Source organism: Methylobacterium sp. yr668 (genome assembly GCF_900116245.1).
Classification (GTDB): Bacteria; Pseudomonadota; Alphaproteobacteria; order Rhizobiales; family Beijerinckiaceae; genus Methylobacterium.
The window spans coordinates 1-16,011 of record NZ_FOZY01000017.1; the positions used below are offsets into that span (position 1 = coordinate 1).

General features: G+C 66.3%; 21 protein-coding genes. 20 read left to right on the forward strand and 1 reads right to left on the reverse strand.

What is annotated here, in order from left to right:
* A partial coding sequence (locus BM419_RS19960) for an autotransporter domain-containing protein (RefSeq protein ID WP_139257085.1) occupies positions 1 to 309 on the forward strand: 309 nt, incomplete at its 5' end.
* Positions 310 to 1,286: 977 nt separating this feature from the next.
* Here BM419_RS19960 and BM419_RS31980 read toward each other — a convergent pair.
* Entirely contained in the window at positions 1,287 to 3,257 is a 1,971-nt protein-coding gene (locus tag BM419_RS31980; RefSeq protein ID WP_139257086.1) for a hypothetical protein, read from the reverse strand.
* A gap of 553 nt (positions 3,258 to 3,810) precedes the next feature.
* Between BM419_RS31980 and BM419_RS19970 the strand changes: the two genes are divergently transcribed.
* The 19 genes from BM419_RS19970 to BM419_RS32465 all read left to right on the forward strand — a co-directional run bounded on the left by BM419_RS19970 (position 3,811) and on the right by BM419_RS32465 (position 16,011).
* Entirely contained in the window at positions 3,811 to 4,029 is a 219-nt protein-coding gene (locus BM419_RS19970; RefSeq protein ID WP_091927465.1) for a hypothetical protein, read from the forward strand.
* Between the two features lie 191 nt (positions 4,030 to 4,220).
* Positions 4,221 to 4,514 carry a hypothetical protein gene (locus BM419_RS19975; RefSeq protein WP_139257087.1) on the forward strand — a complete coding sequence of 98 codons (294 nt, stop codon included), beginning with the start codon at positions 4,221 to 4,223 and terminating at the stop codon, positions 4,512 to 4,514.
* An 87-nt stretch (positions 4,515 to 4,601) separates the two neighbouring features.
* A complete protein-coding gene (locus tag BM419_RS19980) occupies positions 4,602 to 5,537 on the forward strand; it encodes a hypothetical protein (RefSeq protein WP_139257088.1) in 936 nt (311 codons plus the stop codon).
* A 22-nt stretch (positions 5,538 to 5,559) separates the two neighbouring features.
* Entirely contained in the window at positions 5,560 to 6,012 is a 453-nt protein-coding gene (locus tag BM419_RS19985; protein ID WP_091927468.1) for a hypothetical protein, read from the forward strand.
* 109 nt (positions 6,013 to 6,121) lie between these two features.
* Complete coding sequence (locus tag BM419_RS31985; protein ID WP_139257089.1) at positions 6,122 to 6,304, forward strand: hypothetical protein; 183 nt, start codon at positions 6,122 to 6,124, stop codon at positions 6,302 to 6,304.
* A 356-nt stretch (positions 6,305 to 6,660) separates the two neighbouring features.
* Positions 6,661 to 6,897 carry a hypothetical protein gene (locus BM419_RS19990; RefSeq protein WP_244540809.1) on the forward strand — a complete coding sequence of 79 codons (237 nt, stop codon included), beginning with the start codon at positions 6,661 to 6,663 and terminating at the stop codon, positions 6,895 to 6,897.
* 73 nt (positions 6,898 to 6,970) lie between these two features.
* On the forward strand, positions 6,971 to 7,936 hold the full coding sequence (locus BM419_RS19995) for a site-specific integrase (RefSeq protein ID WP_091927470.1): 966 nt from the start codon (positions 6,971 to 6,973) through the stop codon (positions 7,934 to 7,936).
* A complete protein-coding gene (locus tag BM419_RS20000) occupies positions 7,936 to 8,181 on the forward strand; it encodes a hypothetical protein (RefSeq protein ID WP_091927471.1) in 246 nt (81 codons plus the stop codon). The genes BM419_RS19995 and BM419_RS20000 overlap by 1 nt, the downstream gene beginning before the upstream one ends.
* Positions 8,182 to 8,192: 11 nt before the next feature.
* A complete protein-coding gene (locus tag BM419_RS20005) occupies positions 8,193 to 8,381 on the forward strand; it encodes a hypothetical protein (protein ID WP_091927472.1) in 189 nt (62 codons plus the stop codon).
* Between the two features lie 141 nt (positions 8,382 to 8,522).
* Positions 8,523 to 8,696 carry a hypothetical protein gene (locus tag BM419_RS32460; protein ID WP_175556333.1) on the forward strand — a complete coding sequence of 58 codons (174 nt, stop codon included), beginning with the start codon at positions 8,523 to 8,525 and terminating at the stop codon, positions 8,694 to 8,696.
* On the forward strand, positions 8,693 to 8,902 hold the full coding sequence (locus tag BM419_RS20010) for a hypothetical protein (protein WP_091927473.1): 210 nt from the start codon (positions 8,693 to 8,695) through the stop codon (positions 8,900 to 8,902). The genes BM419_RS32460 and BM419_RS20010 overlap by 4 nt, the downstream gene beginning before the upstream one ends.
* A 61-nt stretch (positions 8,903 to 8,963) precedes the next feature.
* The gene (locus BM419_RS33255) at positions 8,964 to 9,095 is read left to right on the forward strand and encodes a hypothetical protein (RefSeq protein WP_280141967.1); all 132 of its coding nucleotides are present in this window, start codon (positions 8,964 to 8,966) and stop codon (positions 9,093 to 9,095) included.
* 66 nt (positions 9,096 to 9,161) lie between these two features.
* Positions 9,162 to 9,452, forward strand: coding sequence for a hypothetical protein (locus tag BM419_RS20015; protein ID WP_091927474.1), 291 nt, complete (start codon positions 9,162 to 9,164; stop codon positions 9,450 to 9,452).
* Between the two features lie 78 nt (positions 9,453 to 9,530).
* Positions 9,531 to 10,256, forward strand: a complete 726-nt coding sequence (locus tag BM419_RS20020; RefSeq protein WP_091927475.1) for a hypothetical protein — start codon at positions 9,531 to 9,533, stop codon at positions 10,254 to 10,256.
* Positions 10,257 to 10,422: 166 nt separating this feature from the next.
* Complete coding sequence (locus BM419_RS20025) at positions 10,423 to 11,001, forward strand: terminase small subunit (protein WP_091927476.1); 579 nt, start codon at positions 10,423 to 10,425, stop codon at positions 10,999 to 11,001.
* Positions 10,940 to 13,015, forward strand: a complete 2,076-nt coding sequence (locus tag BM419_RS20030; protein ID WP_210188178.1) for a phage terminase large subunit family protein — start codon at positions 10,940 to 10,942, stop codon at positions 13,013 to 13,015. The genes BM419_RS20025 and BM419_RS20030 overlap by 62 nt, the downstream gene beginning before the upstream one ends.
* Complete coding sequence (locus BM419_RS20035) at positions 13,006 to 13,236, forward strand: phage head-tail joining protein (protein WP_091927478.1); 231 nt, start codon at positions 13,006 to 13,008, stop codon at positions 13,234 to 13,236. Before BM419_RS20030 ends, BM419_RS20035 begins: the two co-directional genes overlap by 10 nt.
* Complete coding sequence (locus BM419_RS32925) at positions 13,236 to 14,903, forward strand: phage portal protein (protein WP_091927479.1); 1,668 nt, start codon at positions 13,236 to 13,238, stop codon at positions 14,901 to 14,903. The genes BM419_RS20035 and BM419_RS32925 overlap by 1 nt, the downstream gene beginning before the upstream one ends.
* 76 nt (positions 14,904 to 14,979) lie before the next feature.
* Positions 14,980 to 16,011 (forward strand): HK97 family phage prohead protease, encoded by a 1,032-nt coding sequence (locus BM419_RS32465; protein WP_280141969.1) that lies wholly within the window; start codon positions 14,980 to 14,982, stop codon positions 16,009 to 16,011.

Consider the following 16,011-nt stretch of genomic DNA (forward strand, 5'->3'; position numbering starts at 1 on the left):
GCGGCGCGCAGCCTGGTCGGCGGGCGGGTGACGAGCTGGGCGGTGGCGGGCATTCCGGACCTGCGCCTGGAGGGCCGGGCGTACTGGGCGCACGAACTGGCCGACACGGCGGCGGTGATCCGGTCCAACCTGTTCGGGGCGGCGTTCACGGCCCGCACGAGCGCGCTGGGCCGGGACGGTGCGGTCCTGGGCGTGAGCCTGACGGGGGCGGTCGCCGAAGGCGTCCAGCTGTCGGTGAGCTACACCGGCGACGTTCGTCCAGGCGCCACCGCGCAGGTGTTCTCCGCCGGCCTCCAGGCCGCGTGGTGAGGGGCGCCGCCCGAGCGGACCGGTCGGGCGGAGAGAACGGATCAGCAGCCAAGTTTTCGCTGAAGAGCCTACCGCACCAGTCATCACCGGGCTCGATACCGACCGAGCCCGCGCTTCATCCGCCTGTCCGACATCGTCAACGGCGCCATGCTGGTCGGCATCGTCGAGCAGGCCAAGGGCAACGCCTTCCGCCGGGATCTCGCCGCCGGAGGCACGCCGACGGGCCTGACGCGCCGGCTGGTGCGGAAGGTTAGAGCCAACCATGGCGGCCGACCCACCCCGCTGAGTCCAGTACGTCGGCTTCCGAGACGACCGATACTGGAACGCTTTTCAGATCTTCGGCGGACCACGCTTCATCCACCGCGGCCGTGACAGACGTGCGCGCCCAGACGTCGGTGCGGATGGCATCGTGATTTTCGCGAATGGTGATGAGTATCAGCCGGTCGCGGAGCACAACGCGACTACCGCGACGATCCTGCCGAATAGGGCAGTCGGGAACCCCGTCGAACACAGGAGCGAGGATGGGCAAGCGCATCAGTCGAGCTGGCACGCTGCGCCACCTCTTCGGGCGCGAGGCCGGCGAGCGGATCTCAGCAACCGAAGCGGCTAACGGCCTATTACGGCGACAGGAGCGGGCGGCCTACACATCCGGAATTGTCCGCGGAAAGATGGCATGCTCGTTGGGGCGGGCCCGCGGATGAGTTGCCCGGGCCGCGGGGAGGCGGGGGCTGGAAGGTCACTACGGCAGGCACCGACTCCATCACAAGGCCCCTGTACGAGGGCGTATCGCAGGCGTCAGCGACACCGCGCGTTCCGAAACCGCTACCTGCCTCGCCCAGGATTGCACTCTCGACGGAGCTCGTGCAAACACAGACATATCTAATTACTTTCCTTAAAATGGCATCTATGGAGTGCCATGATGGTGCCTTGTCTGAATTATGTCTGTTGGTATTTTACACCTAAAAACATTGTTGATCTCAGTTGTATAGCCCGGCGGTGCAATTACCGAAAGGTTTTATAGGTCCATTATCATTTTTCTTGAGACTGTTCTTGAATGACGTATAAAGAGGCTCTAAACCGCTAAATCTGGCGGGGGTGGATCTTTGCAGAAAATCATTGAATATTTTGCAGAACTTCGTTTGATCGTCATAATTGACCAGCATCAATACATAAACATTTGGAAAATAATCGGGCTCATCATTATATGCGGCCTCCGCGAAAGGGGCGGCCTCGCTGAGAAGACGGGCTTTTTCGGCGGGAGGCGTCGTATTTGTATTAGCCTCTCTTATGCGGATCCAGGCACGCCATCTATTCGTGCCACTCCAGACGTACTTCTGGCACGTTGTACCGGTGCGCGTAGAACGACCAGACAAGGATGCCATGACGTTCTCCGCAGTTCCAAGCGTATAGTTCGTAGATCCGGTGAGGAAATCGAGTGTTGTCTTGAGATAATCGGCTTCGCAGGGCTTGTTCGGCATCGCAGCTGCGAGGCCTACAGCTTTGGCAAGCGCGTCCTTGTAAGTTGGAAGAATTTCATCTTTGTAAGTTATCGGCGCGAAACCTGAACGTGCGGCTTTCCAATCCAAGGCTTCGGATGTCAAGAGCGCTGCGTCGTATCGCTCATCCTGGGTGGCCGTACCATCGTCTATGGTCGAAAGTATCATGAGGGCTGCATCAAGCTTGAGTGGGTCGCCTCGTAGCTCGTAAAGCTCTCGTGCCTGCCTTATTTTCTCCGACGCGGGTGAATATTTCCGCTTTGGTGCATCGATTTTCTTAAGCTCTGGATAAGCTTCAGTGCATTTGCTGACTGGATCCACCTTGCAGGAATTCGCAGCGCGAAGCACCGCACTGATATGCGAGTTGACATTATCAAGATTTTTCTGGATGTCAGATCGATCGTCGATCCCAAATTGATCGGGATTTGCATAGGCATAAAGCAGATCATTCCGTATTTGTAAGGCAACATCGCGCAGGGATGCTAGACCTTCAAGGTAGATATTCTGCTGATCGTATGTATATGGACTGGTGTTCGTTGGCAAATTATCTACGGTATCGTATGATGAGACAATCGCATTAAATGGCCATGGCTTGCCCATTGTCGATGAAACTTTGGCGGGGAACGAAACAGCGTACTTATTAAAATCCTTTAGTTCCGGAACATCTCCTGTCGCTCCTTTCCTGATCACCTTGATTGTAACTTTTCCCATGCTTTGCAAAGAAGAGAATTGACTGTCCACCGAACCGGACGCCTTTCCGAAACCTGCGATCGCGCCGTTTATTGCAGCCGAGACAGCTTTTTGATGCGCCTCGGTCATGGACTCGATCCGTACAACAGCAGAAAAGGTGCCGCCGGTGGATAAGGCGCTGACAAATTGGTCTCCACAGGCTTTCCTAAAATCATCTTTGTTGCTTGATATTTGTTTTACTCGCCCAGCATTGAGATTTTTCTGGGAAAGTATCTGAGTTTGATTTAGTACAGTGACCGAAACATACATATAACTGCTAAACGAATTTATCGTATCATCCTGGAATAATTGATATCGACCGCCGCCTGAGTAAATACCGTAAGAGAATGATGCAGAAGCCGACACATTAAGTACGCTTCTCATCTTAGATACACTATCTATGTAGGCGGCGTCGAAAACAACTGACTGACCTTCTGCGTTGGTACCTGGAGGAAGGATTGTTTCAGTCTTTCCGCTCCTATCGACGCAATCTCCCATCACTGTCGATCCGACACTATCCCAACCTGAACCTAGCAACGCTGGCGTTCCATCGGGCGGGAATGAGGACGCTACGCCGAGGCCGGCAATTACATTGCTAATACCCGCTCCTGGACCGGCGGCTCGAATAGTTTCATTCAACAAAGAAAGTTCATTCGCGTAAGTTGAACCATTTGAAATAGCTAAAACTACGAAAGCCCGCGCCCCGATGTCTATACTCCTCATAACCTTACTCCCTAATGTATTGTATATTTGATTCAATCCTGATTTCATATCGCTAAATAAGAAATTTGTCTAGTAATTTAAATGCACCTGTCCAGTTATCGGGATCCCACGCGGCCCTGCACCAGCGCTTTGCCACCTCGATCGCGGCCGTCGGTACCTGCGGGATAAGCTTATCGGTACCGCGCAGTAAGGCGTCTGCGACAGCCAACAAACCTTCCTGAAGTGTTGCCGCCCCTTTTGGCAGCGGACCGTCAAAGATCTACCCTGGGCCGAGGTTGCCGAGTGGCCAACGCATGGACGCTTTCGGGAAGCACTGATGGCCGTTCGCACGGGCGGCATGGGTCGATAGCAGCCGGCTCTGGATGGCGAGCGAGCGCTGAAATGTGAGCCTTCAGCGCTCCACATCGCCGCCCACAAACCTGACGGGGCGGCACAGCGCGAGGGGCCGGCCGATGACATCCGCCTAGGCCGCAGAATGTGGGGTATGGTGTGGGGTGAGGCCATCTGCCGGCACCGCGTGGCGCCCTGAAACGATGGCAAAGGGGCAAGATCCATGGATGACGACGACACCCACGCGCCCTCCTACGTTCTCGGCTACCGCAACGCCCTTGGCGACCTGAAGGCCTACCACCAGCAGAAGATCGACGACGGAGCCGGGTCCGAGGATGCCCGCACGCACCGCGAGACGATCCGCTTCCTCGAGGGCCTGATCGCGATGAAGGACGCGCGCTTGGCGTGTCGGCAGGGCCAACGGCCGCCGGATCAAAGCTGAGATCTTCCTTCGCTTCATCCGACAGCACGCAGGCCCATCATTGCCGAGCTGCCACGGTTCCGTACCAGGGAACATGCTACGAACGACGAGCGGCGATCTGGACCGCCTCGTCGCGTAAGATGCCGCTCCGCCAGGAAGGTCCACCGCTCCACTCCGCCCTCGGCCACACTCCCAGCTGGACGAGCGGCGACGTGCTGCTCTGGATGAAGCGGGCGATGCACACAGACCCACGTGTGCGCGGTCCGGCCGAGATCCGGCCCGTGAACTGGCCGAACGACTACCTCAACATCGCAGCGCCCGACTTCACCGCCAAGCGCGACGTGCTCATCGCCTGGGCGCGGTGCCGTGCCCAGCGCGAGAGCTTCCAGGAGTTCTGCCGGGGCATGGGCTGGAAGTCAGCAACAGCGTACCGGCTACGAGATGAAGCGGCGGGGCAAATCGCCGCCGGTATCAACGCGGCGATCCTGCGCAGCATGCGCAAATAGAATTGGGGTTGACAGTGAGAAAACTGGCGCCGGATCAACGGTGCGTTGCTGCTTCGTTTCGAACCGGCACAGCATTGGGGACCCACCGTGCCGGCAACGACGCAGAGCACCACCCAGAGCGCACCCAAGCGCCGCAAGATGACGATCGAGGAGGCGCTGCGCTGGGCGATCCGCGATGAGCTCCCGAAGCGCCGCGCCGACGCGCCGATCCGCGGGCCGCAATGTGCTTCCGACCCGGTCTGGCGGATGGTCGCCATGGGCGGCCGGGTCGACAACTGGTCGCGTGAGCCCGGGATGCCGCCGGCGATGGGCGATCCTCATCCGGACGCCATCACGATCGAGGCGCACCTCCAGGTCCTGAGCGAGACGCTGAAGCGGGTGGCCGTCGGATCCGCGGTCTGCCCGCTCGATCTCTCGCCCTATCCCGTCCAGGTCGAGCTGCGCGGCAAGGCCAGCCTTGAGGTGATGACCGCCGCCGCGATCGACGCCACGCCGTCCTGGCTGGTGACCAGCGCCATCCGCAGCCGGCCGGAGGTCGGCGACGGGATCGCGATCGAGCCGGTGAAGTCGACGAACGGCAAGATCACGCTGTGGCGGACGGTGCAGGTTCCCTGCGGCCAGGGCGAGGACGGTACCCCGTGGTTCACGAGCCACGACGAGGTCGCCGTGTCCAAGGGCGACAGCCGGGACACCGGCCTGTTCTGCAAGCTCAACTACACCCGGGTGGGCTTCGAGGTCGTCGAGGAGCAGCTACGGTACGCCTACTGGCACGCTGCGCTGGTCTACCTCGTGCCAGCGCTCCAGTACCTGACCAGCATCGAGGTACTGCCGCCGAAGTCGCCGATCGCGCCGTGGCTGGAGCCGGCGGAAGAAGTCCGCGCCCCGCTGCCGAACCTACGGCCCCGCCGCCACATCGAGAGCGATCGCCGGGTGGCCGGTCGTCGCGCAGCGCCGATGCGGGCCTCGCCGGTCCGGAGGATCGACCCGCGGGACTGGACGCCCCCCAGCCAACGCACTGCCTGACCCGCGATCGAAGAGAAGACTGATGGATAGCAAGCTTGCCACCGCGATCGACGAGCTCGTCGAGAAGCGCACATTCGGCCTGGATGCGCTCGGCGCCATTAAGGGTCTGCGCGACAAGGCGATCGAGCAAGATGCGCGGATCGACGAGCTTCTGGCGCGCGTCGAGGAGCGCGATCAGGTTATTGGGGGACTGCGCCACGAGAAGGCGCAGGTCCAGGCGGCGCTCGACGCCATGAAGGCGCGCGAAGCCGAGATGTCTGCCCGCGAGGCGAAGACGCGCGATCTGGAGCTGAAGGAAGCATCGGCCACGGCTCGCGCGACCGCCTATGGCGAGGTGTTCGGCACCATCTTCCGCAACGTCACGGTGCGCGAGAACGCGATCCGACAGCTCCCCTTCAAGAACGTGCAGCCGGGCGGCTACACGAACGAAGGCTTTGCCGGGGTACCCGAGTCCTCTGAGCGCACCTCTGAGTAGGTCTTCTGCCGGAAACTAAGCTCGCCTCATTACACTGGGCGATCACGTCCCGCACACTCGCGCGTCGGCTCCCGCTGTCGTATGTTCGGCGAAACGCTGGAGCAAGATCATGGCCACAGGTGAAGTGATACCGACGCCGGGCGGCGATATGCCTTTCAAGGTTGTCATGCGTCACGACGACGGCTCGGTTATGGCAGAGATGCCAGTGGCTTCGCTGCAGGAAGGGGAAGCCTTCATTGCTGAAGCGCTGCGAGATCTCCAGGATAAGGCTAAAGAAGGCGGTCACCTCTAACACCGACAGGCTTGACCGGGAGAACGGCTTGCGGTAGTTTGGATCCTGCAGAATTTTAGAAGGCCCCGGCGGAAACGCGCGGGGCCTTCGTCGTTTCGGGCCCCGCCCGAGCGAGAAGGTGCGGCGCGCCCGAGCGCGTGAAAAAGGCATCGCAGTAAGCCGGCCAGCCAGGACGCCCGAAAGACCCACAGCTGTCCTCACGGACGGTGGTTGAAGCTGTAGCCCCGGCCCGTACCTCCCCCCGAACTCCCCTCGTGCCCCGTTCGTTGTAACCCGCGACACGGCCACGGTTTTCTGACACTATCGGTCCCCGTGATGATCCAGCCGGGCGCACCTGCGTGAGCGCGCATGCGACAGTGACCGCGATCGAGCAGGAGGCCGCTGCCTTCTGCCGGCGGCGCTTCCGCGATCAGGCGGAGTACCTCGAGGCGAAGGACTCGCACTGCAAGCGCATCGCCGCGCTCGTGCGCCAGCTCCGCCCGCAGCTCGGCACCGTCGAGAAGCGCTCGTTCGGCACCTCCGGCACGAGCACGAAGGGCGTACCTTTCACGGTCGCTCGCCGAGGTCGTTCGAAACCGGCCCGCGCGGCCTGATCCTCAAATCCGAGCGCTCTTTTCGGGCGCACGATAACTGCCCTTCCCGTGCACCCGAACGGGGTCGGATCGGATGCACGATAACGCCCTCGTCCTGGCGCCGACGACGGCGCTCGTCCTGGCCGAGCCAGACGCGCTCGACGCGGCCGCCGCCCGGTTCGCTGCCGCGAGCCGATCGACCGCGACCCGGCGCGCGTACGCCGCCGACTGGCGCGACTTCACGGCCTGGTGCGGGGAACAGGGCGCCGAGCCCCTGCCGGCCTCGGGCCGCACGGTCGGCCGCTATCTGACACATCTCGCCGGCCTCGCCCGGTCGGTCTCGACGATCGACCGGCGCGCCGCCGCGATCGCCTGCATCCACCGCGCGGCGGGGCATGACAGCCCCACCGTTCGTGAGGAGGTCCGGCAGATCCTCGCCGGGATCCGCGCCACACTCGGCCGGGCGCCGGCGAAGAAGAAGGCGCTCACGGTCGACCTCGTCGGCCAGGTGATCCGCAAGATCCGCGGCAAAGACCTCGCTGCGGTCCGCGATCGGGCTCTGATCCTGCTGTGCTTCGGCGCGGCGCTCCGCCGGTCCGAACTGGTCGGGCTGGACGTCTCGGATGTCGAGCGACACCGCCGCGGCCTGATGGTCCGGCTCCGGCGCTCGAAGACCGACCAGACAGGCGAAGGCCGCTCCATCGCGGTCCTCGACGGCAAGCTGAAGATCCCCGCCGCCATTCAGGCCTGGCTCGAAGCTGCCGGCATCGCGGACGGCCCCCTCTTTCGCGGGTGCGACCGCGGCAAGCTCTCGGCCGAGCGGCTGAGCGCTGGCCAGTTCGCCCGCATCCTGAAGGCGCGCTGCGCCGCCGCCGGCCTCGACCCCGATGCGTTCGGCGGCCACTCGCCGCGGCGCGGGTTCGCGACGACGGCCGGCGACGAGGGCGCGGACCTCAGGCTCACCGCCAAGCACATGCGCCACGTGAAGCTCGAGACGACCGCCGGGTACATCGAGGACGGCGACCTGTTCCGAAAGAACGCCGGCGCGGACTTCCTGTGATGACCTCCGTTCCGCCGCCGATCGCTTTCCGCTCGGGCCTGACCGCCTGGGCGCACAGCTTCGGACCCTGGCGCATTGAGTTGGACTCCAGCGCCCACGATGCGCCTCTTTACCTCGCCACCGACGGCGCCCGCATCTGCTGGGGTCATGCCGTCGGCGAGGCGAGCCGCTTCGAGACATCGAGCGCCGCGTGGGATCTCGTCCACGCCGAGCAGCTCGCCGAATCCGTCCGCGTCACCCGCTGAGACCTGACCGCATGATCGCTGCCGCGCGCGCCGTTTCGCCCGAGCGCACTGTCCGGCCGCGCGCCGACGCGCGATCGGAGCGCCTCATCGAACGCATCCAGGCCGCCCGCGCCGACATCCTCGAAGCGACGCCGACCGAGGAAGTCGTCGACGCTGAGCGCGAGATCCGCCGCGCCGTCATGCAGAGGTTCCGGCTGTGAAGCAGGTGGTGAAGCGCCTCGCCGTGCTGCTGCGGCTCGCCGCATCGGCCCCGACACCGTCTTGGCGCGATGCCCGGCCGGTCCTAGTCGGCGCGCCGCTCGTGCTCGGCGCTCCGTTGTCTCGCGGGGAGGCTCCCTGACATGGACGAGCTGTTCCTCGGCGACATCGACACCCAGGTCGCCGCGACCGCACGCGCCGTCGCGCCAGTGCTGATCTCGCCGCCCACCGCGACGCTGATCCTGATGGCGCTCGGCATCCTGGCCGTCGTTCTCGCGTTCGACGCGCTGGCGCCGGCCAAGGGCCCGCGCCGATGAATCCGCTGCTCGCCGTCGTCCTCGTCTGCGCGCTGAACACCGCGCCCGACGCCTGCACCCGCGAGACCGCGCTCGACATCGTCGTCGCGCCGGCCTCGACGCCCTTCACCTGCATGATGACCGGGCAGGCCTCGGCGGCCCACGCCGGGCTCCCGGGCGATGGCCGCTTCGCCGTCGTGCGCTGCGAGCGCCGGAAGGCTTCCTGATGGCCGAGCGCATGCAGCAGCAGGCACCGCGGCCCCTGCCCCAACCGCAGCAGGTGCAGTGATGCCGCGTCACCGGCTCGACCTCTGGGCGCTTCTCGACGTCTACCGCTGCACGTTCGAGGTCTTGCACGAAGCCGCGCTTCAGTGGCCCTTCGCGGTGGCCGCCGAGGCGGCGCGCTGGTCGAGGGCCTGAACGTGTTTCGCGCCGGCTTCGTGCGGCTCGCCCGGGCGCTGATCCGCGCGCTGAAGGACTGATCCGATGTTCCGTTCGACGCTGGCCGCGGTGCTCGCCGCCGCGATGGGCGCGATCGCCGTGCGTCCGGTCGAAGTTGCCTGTGCCGACGCGCTGCTGCCGCGGCCCGAGCTGGTCGCGGTTGGACTGGTCTCGGTCGTCGCCGGCCTGCTCTGGCTGTTCGTGATGCTCTGTCGAGAGCCGAAGCCGGCCCGGCGCGTATCGCTGACCTGCCCGCGCGGCCGGCCGGCGCCGCCGAGCGCCGCCTCGGGCGTAAAGCCTCCGCGCGATGCGGCCGGCCGGTTCAAGGGACGCTGACCATGGCCGCGCAGACGCTGACGATCCTCGATCCGGTCTCGGGCGAGCTGAAGACCATCACCGTCGGGCGCTGATCCCATGCTGGTCCTCGACGCCAGCGAGTTCGGGCTGAAGGCCGAGGCCGTCGGGCGCGCCGCCAAGCAGGTCCCGTTCGTCACGGCCGTCGCGCTGACCAACGCGATCAAGGATGCCCGGGAGACCGAACGCGAGACCATGCGGTCCGTGTTCGAGCGGCCCACGCCCTACACGCTCAACGCGCTGCAGGTGCGGCCGGCCACGAAGCAACGGCTCCAAGCGGAGCTCGGCTTCAAGGAAGGCTTCGGCGGCACGCCCGCCTGGAAGTACCTCGGGCCCCAGGTCGCCGGCGGCGAGCGGAAGCGGAAGCGCTTCGAGATCGCGCTGACCAGGGCCGGCATCCTGCGCTCGAACGAGTGCTGCGTGCCCGGCCGCGGCGCCCAGCTCGACGGTTATGGCAACATGAACCGCGGGCAGATCGTCCGCATCCTGTCCGCCCTCGGGGCCGCGTCCGACGCGGCGCAGAACACGATCCGCCGGCCGAAGCGGTCGACCCGCAGGCGCAACCTGGACTACTTCGTCCTGCGCGGGACGCGGGCGCCCGACGGCGTCTACCTGCGCGAGGGGCGCGCCGCGGTACCGATCCTGATCTTCGTGAAGGGGACGAGCTACACCAAGCGCTTCCCCTATTACGAGAAGGGGCGCACAGTGGTGCCGGTCGCCTATCGGAAGCATTTCCGGGCGGCCTGGGAGCGCTTCGTCGTCAACGACGTGCGCCGGAAGGGCTGACCGCGCCGAGGCCGCCAGCGGCCCGCGCAGGGCACGGGCGGGGCCGACCAGGCCCCCACCCCCCCGGCCAAATCCAGGGTCCTTCCCGGGAGGGGGTGCCGGTGAGGGGAATTCGGACCCCATCGGTTCACCCTCTAAGAAATTTTGAGAACAGGGGTTGTTGTTGATGTCCGGCTCCATCGACGGCCGGCTCGTCAACCGCGCCGACCTCGCCGGGATCTTCGGCGTCAGCGTCAACACGGTCACGAACTGGATCGAGAAGGGCTGCCCCTACGTCGAGCGCGGCAGCAATGGCGTCGAGTGGCAGTTCGACACGGCCGCCGTGATCGACTGGAAGATCCAGCGCGCCGTCGAGAACGTGGCGATGAGCGCCGGCGACGAAGGCGGCAAAGACAGCAGCAAGGCCCGGCGTGAGGACGCTGACTGCCGGCGCGCGGTGGCCAACGCGATCGTCGCCGAGATCGACGCCGACGAGGCGCTGAAGGCGGTCGTGTCCCGGCACGACGTCGTCGCCGACATGGCGACCTTCTGCCAGGTCCTCCGGACCGGGCTGTCGAACATGGCCTCCAAGGTCGCCGGACGGGCGGCGACGATGACCAGCGCCCCCGAGATCGAGGCGATGGCCAAGGCCGAGATGAACCGAGCCTTCACGGCCGCCCGCGAGGAGATCGCGCAGCGGTGGTTTGCAGGACGCGACCCCGACCATGACGCTGGCGGAGCGGATCGGAACCCACCGGCAGGGTGAGTACCCGGCTGGCCGCGCCGCGACGCGCACCGACCTCGACCGGCTGTTCGACGAGGCCCTCGTCTTCAAGCCGCACATGTCCGGCTCGGAGTGGGCCGAAGAGCACGGCCGGATCCCGAAGAGCACCGGATCCGAGAGCGGGCCGGTGACCCTCTACGGGTACCAGCGCGGCCTCATGGACGCGATGTGCGATCCGACGCTGCCGCTGGTGACGGTGCTGAAGGCGGCCCGCGTCGGCTACACCCGGCTCGCCACGCTGGCGATCGGCTACCACCTCCATCAGGACCCGACGCTCTGCGCGGTCGCGCAGCCGGTCGAGGATGACGCGGAGGAGTTCGGCGCCACCGAGATCGCGCCGATGCTGCGCGAGACCCCGGTGCTCGCGAAGATGCTGCGGCCCGTCCGGAAGGGCGAGAAACAGGACTCGGCGACCTTCTACCAGCTGTCGAACGGCGCCCTCGTGCGCGTCGTCGGCGCCGCTTCGGACGACGCCTTCCGGCGCTACTCTGCCCGGTTCCTGTTCGCCGACGAGATCGACGGCGACGGCTGGACGCCCGGCGCCAAGACGCAGGGCGACAAGCTCAAGCTGTTCTGGACCCGCGGCGAGACTTTCTACAACCGCAAGCAGGTCCGAGGCTCGACCCCGCTCCTCGAGGAGACGAGCCGGGTCTGGAAACTCTGGCTGGCCTCGGACCAGCGGCGCTACTTCGTGCCTTGCCCGCAATGCTCGGAGCACGCCGGCGAGCTCGCCGGCTGGCAGTACCTGGACTGGGGCGGCAAAGACACGCCGCACGGTCTGAAGTGGGACCTGAACGAGGACCGCTCGCTCAAGTCAGTCTGGTACCAGGGCACCTGCGGCTGCATCATTGACGAGGGCAGCAAGGCCTGGATGGACGCCCACGGCGAGTGGCGGGCGACCGCGACGCCGAAGACGCCCGGGCACGCCGGCTTCCATCTCTGGACCGGCATGTCGCTCAACGCGAACGCCGCGTGGCCGGTGATCGTTCAGGAGTGGCTGGAGGCCCAGGACGATCCGGCGAACCTCGTTCAGCCGTTCAACAACCTTCGCCTCGGCCGGCCGCACCGGCAGACCTTCGGCCAGGAGATCAAGCCCGGCGTCTTCCTGGAGCGGCGCGAGGAGTACGGCGCCGAGGTGCCGGACTTCGTGTCCTTCCTGACGCTGGGCGGCGACGTCCAGTCCGGCACCAACGCCCGCATCGAGGGGGCGGTCTGGGGTTGGGGACCCGGGCTCGAATGCGCCCTGATTGGCCACTTCGTCATCCCAGGCGATCCGGCACAGCCGGAAGTCTGGCGCGACCTCGACGCCCTGCTGAAGCGCACCTTCAAGAAGGGCGACGGGACCGAGCTGCGCGTGAGGGCGGCCGCCATCGACTCCGGCGGCCACCACACGGCCGAGACCTATGCCTTCTGCACCGAGCGCCGGAAGCGGCGGGTCTGGGCGATCAAGGGTAAGTCCGAGGCGCGGGGCTCCCGCACCAAGGTGTGGCCGCGGCTGCCGTCCTCGAAGCTCGGCGCGTCCTGGTACATGATCGGCGGCAACGCCGCCCGCGACTTCGCCTACGGCTCGCTCACGGTCACCGACCCGGGCCCACGTCACGTGCGCTTTCCGATCGAGCCGGCCCGCGGATCGCGCTCGATCGACGCCGAGTACTTCGAGCAGCTCACCCGCGAGAAGCTGGTGGTGCACCAGCGGCTCGGCTTCACCGAGTGGCAGAAACCCAAGGCGGCCCACGAGGCCGGCGTGTGCTTCGTCTACGCCTACGTCGCCGTCTGCGGCCTGCAGGCGATGAGCGGCCGATACGTGGCGCTGGGCAAGCTGCCCGAGCGCGAGGATGGGCCCGACGATCCGGCCGAGCCCTCGGAAGCTCAAGCGGCCTCTGAGGCCGATGCGAAACCGCAAGCGGTCGAGCGCCAGGTCGTAGCCACGCGCGCCCAGCCCGCCAAGGCACCCGATTGGGAGCCACCCCGAAAGAGGCAATCGAAATGGCTGTAGACTACAGCGCCCAGATTGCCGCGATGCAGGCTGCCCTCGCGCAGGGTGTGATGTCGGTTTCCTATGAGGGAAAATCGGCTTCGTATCGCTCCTTCCAAGAGATGATCCAGATCATCGCCTACCTGGAGCGACAGCAGGCTCGGGCGAACGGCCAGCGCGTGCCGACCGTCGGCCTGGCGAGCTTCGATCGCGGCTACCATCGCCGCGGGCACGGCTGCTGATGGCCGGCGAGGTCAAGATCGAGGGCGCGGAGGCCGCCGCCGCTCGACCGCGCAAGCGCTCCTACGAAGCGGCCCAGCGCAGCCGGAATGGCGACGCCTGGCTCGGCCCGGTCCGGTCGGCAGACGCGGAGATCTACAACGAGGCCCGTACCCTGCGCGACAAGTCGCGCTGGCTCGTGCGCAACAACCCCTTCGCCGCGAAGGCGACGGCGAGCCTCGTGTCGAATGTGGTCGGCGAAGGCATCGTCCCCCGGCCAGTGACCGGCTCTCCCTCGAAGGATCGCAAGATCTGGGAGGCGTTCCAGCGCTGGTCATTCCGCTGCGACCACGCCGGGCGGCTCGATTTCTACGGCCTTCAGGCGCTGATGTTCCGAGAGATGGTCGAGGGCGGCGACGCCCTGATCCGACGCCGGTACGTCAAGAAGCGCGGCAAGGGCGACGTGCCGCTGGAGCTGCAGCTCCTCGAGGCCGACTTCCTCGACCCGATGCGCAACGGCGTGCTGAACGAAGGCGCGCTGACGATCCAGGGCGTCGAGATCGACATGGCGAGCCAGAAGCGGCGCGCCTACTGGCTCTACCCCTACCACCCCGGCAACCTGCCGTACTTCTACGGCGGCGAGCCGATGGTGTCGGCGCCGGTGCCGGCCGACGAGGTCCTGCACGTCTTCGAGATGCAGCGGACCCAGACGCGCGGCGTCCCGTGGGGTACGCCGGCGATTGAGCCGACGAACCTGCAGGCGGACTACGAGCTCGCGGAGATCGTCCGGAAGAAGACCGAGGCGTGCATCGTCGGCTTCGTGGTCGGTGCCGAGAACGCCGACGAGGACTCGGTCGGCATCAAGGTCCAGGACGCCGACGGCAACGAGGTCGAGCGCTTCGAGCCCGGCATGATCCCGCGCCTCCACGGCGCGAAGGACGTCCGTTTCAATGCGCCCTCGGCCGTGGGCGGCTACGGCGAGTACAAGATCAAGAAGCTGCAGGAGATAGCGGCCGGCTGGCGGATGCCGGCCGAGCTGATCTCCAACGACCTGTCCGAGGTGAACTTCTCCTCGATGCGCGGCGGCTTGGTCGAGTTCCGGCGCCTCGTCGGCACGATCCAATGGCAGATCCTGATCCAGATGGCCCTCCAGCCGATCTGGGAATGGTGGTGCGAGGCCGCCTACCTCGCGGGCGTGATCGACGCCCCGTACATCCCGGTCGAGTGGTCGCCGCCCGAGTTCGCTTGGGTCGACCCGCTGGCCGATGCCCAGACCGCTGCGCTCGAAGTCCGCAACGGTTTCCGCACCTGGCAGGACGTCGTGGCCGAGAAGGGGCGCAACCCCGACGACGTGCTCGATGGCATCCGCGCCTTCAACGTGAAGGTCGACGACCTTGAGATCATCCTCGACTCGGACCCGCGGCGCACCAACGCCAAGGGCGTCCAGCAACCGGAGCAGGAGGAGGACGGCGGCGAGGAGCCCGAGCTCTCCCGCCCGAACCGGAGCGCCGCCCGCGGCCGAAGGGGTCGTGCAACTCCCGCAGTTCGACCGCCTGGCGGCCGTGCGCGCGGAGAGCTTCGACGCGGACAGCAACACCATCGAGATCGTCTGGACGACGGGCGCGAGCGTCCGGCGCTACGATTGGTGGGACGGGACCGAGTACGACGAGGTCCTGTCGGTCGACCCTAAGGCGATCCGGCTGGAGCGCCTCAACCTCGGCGCTCCCTTCCTCGACAGCCACTGCTCCTACGGCTGCGACAACGTCATCGGCGCGGTCGTGCCCGGCTCGGCCAAGATCGAGGACGGTCGCGGGCTCGCCCGCATCCAGCTCTCGAAGGCGCCGGGCGTCGCCGACACGGTCCAGAAGATCCGCGAAGGCGTCATCCGCAACGTCAGCGTGGGCTACTGGGTCCACAAGGTGGAGAAGACCGAGGCTGACGACGGCACGGTCGCCCGCTGGGACGTGGTCGACTGGGAGCCGCTGGAGATCTCGGCGGTCCCGATCCCGGCCGACGCCGCCTCTCAGATCCGTTCCGACCAGGCCGAAGGCGACGGCCCGAAGCTCCGCGCTTGCCTGGTCGTCACCCGCACCCCGGCCTCCGGGCCGTCCCCGAAGGCCCGAGGAGAAAGCCCCATGGCCACCAAGCCCGCCAAGCCGAAGTCCCAGCGCGCCAAGTCCCCGGCCGAGCTCGAAGCCGAGAAGAAGCGCCTCGCCGAGGCCCGCCGCCGCGCCGCCGAGCAGCGCGCCGCGCGCGAGGACGAGTCCGACACCGACGAGGACGCGGATGGCGACGCCGAGCGCGACGAGGATCAGGACGAGGAGCGCGATGGCGACGATGCCGAGGATGGCGACGTCGGCTCGGACGACGAGCGTGACGGCGACGACGATGCCGAGGACGACGAGGATCGTGACGGCGACGACGAGGACGATGGAGAAGGCGAGCGCGCCGCCCCGAAGCCGGCCAAGCGCAAGGCCCTGACCCCGGCGGAGGTCCGCAGGGCCGCCGAGGCCGCGGTGCGTGCCGATCGAGTCCGCGGCGCCAAGATCCGCGAGATCGCCAAGCAGTTCGGCTTCCCGAACCTCGGCGAGCGCCACGCCAACGGCGAGACCTCGGTCCGGGCATTCAAGGACCTCGTCCTCGAGCGCCTCGCCGCGCGCCAGGCCAAGCGCGGCTCCACCACCTTCGCAGCGGCGTCCACCGCGGGCGTCGGCGAGGAGTACCGTGGCGCGACCCCGCCGGCCCGTGACGTCGAGAAGGGTGCCGCCGAGGCGCGCGCCCTGCTCGGCAAGAAGTAA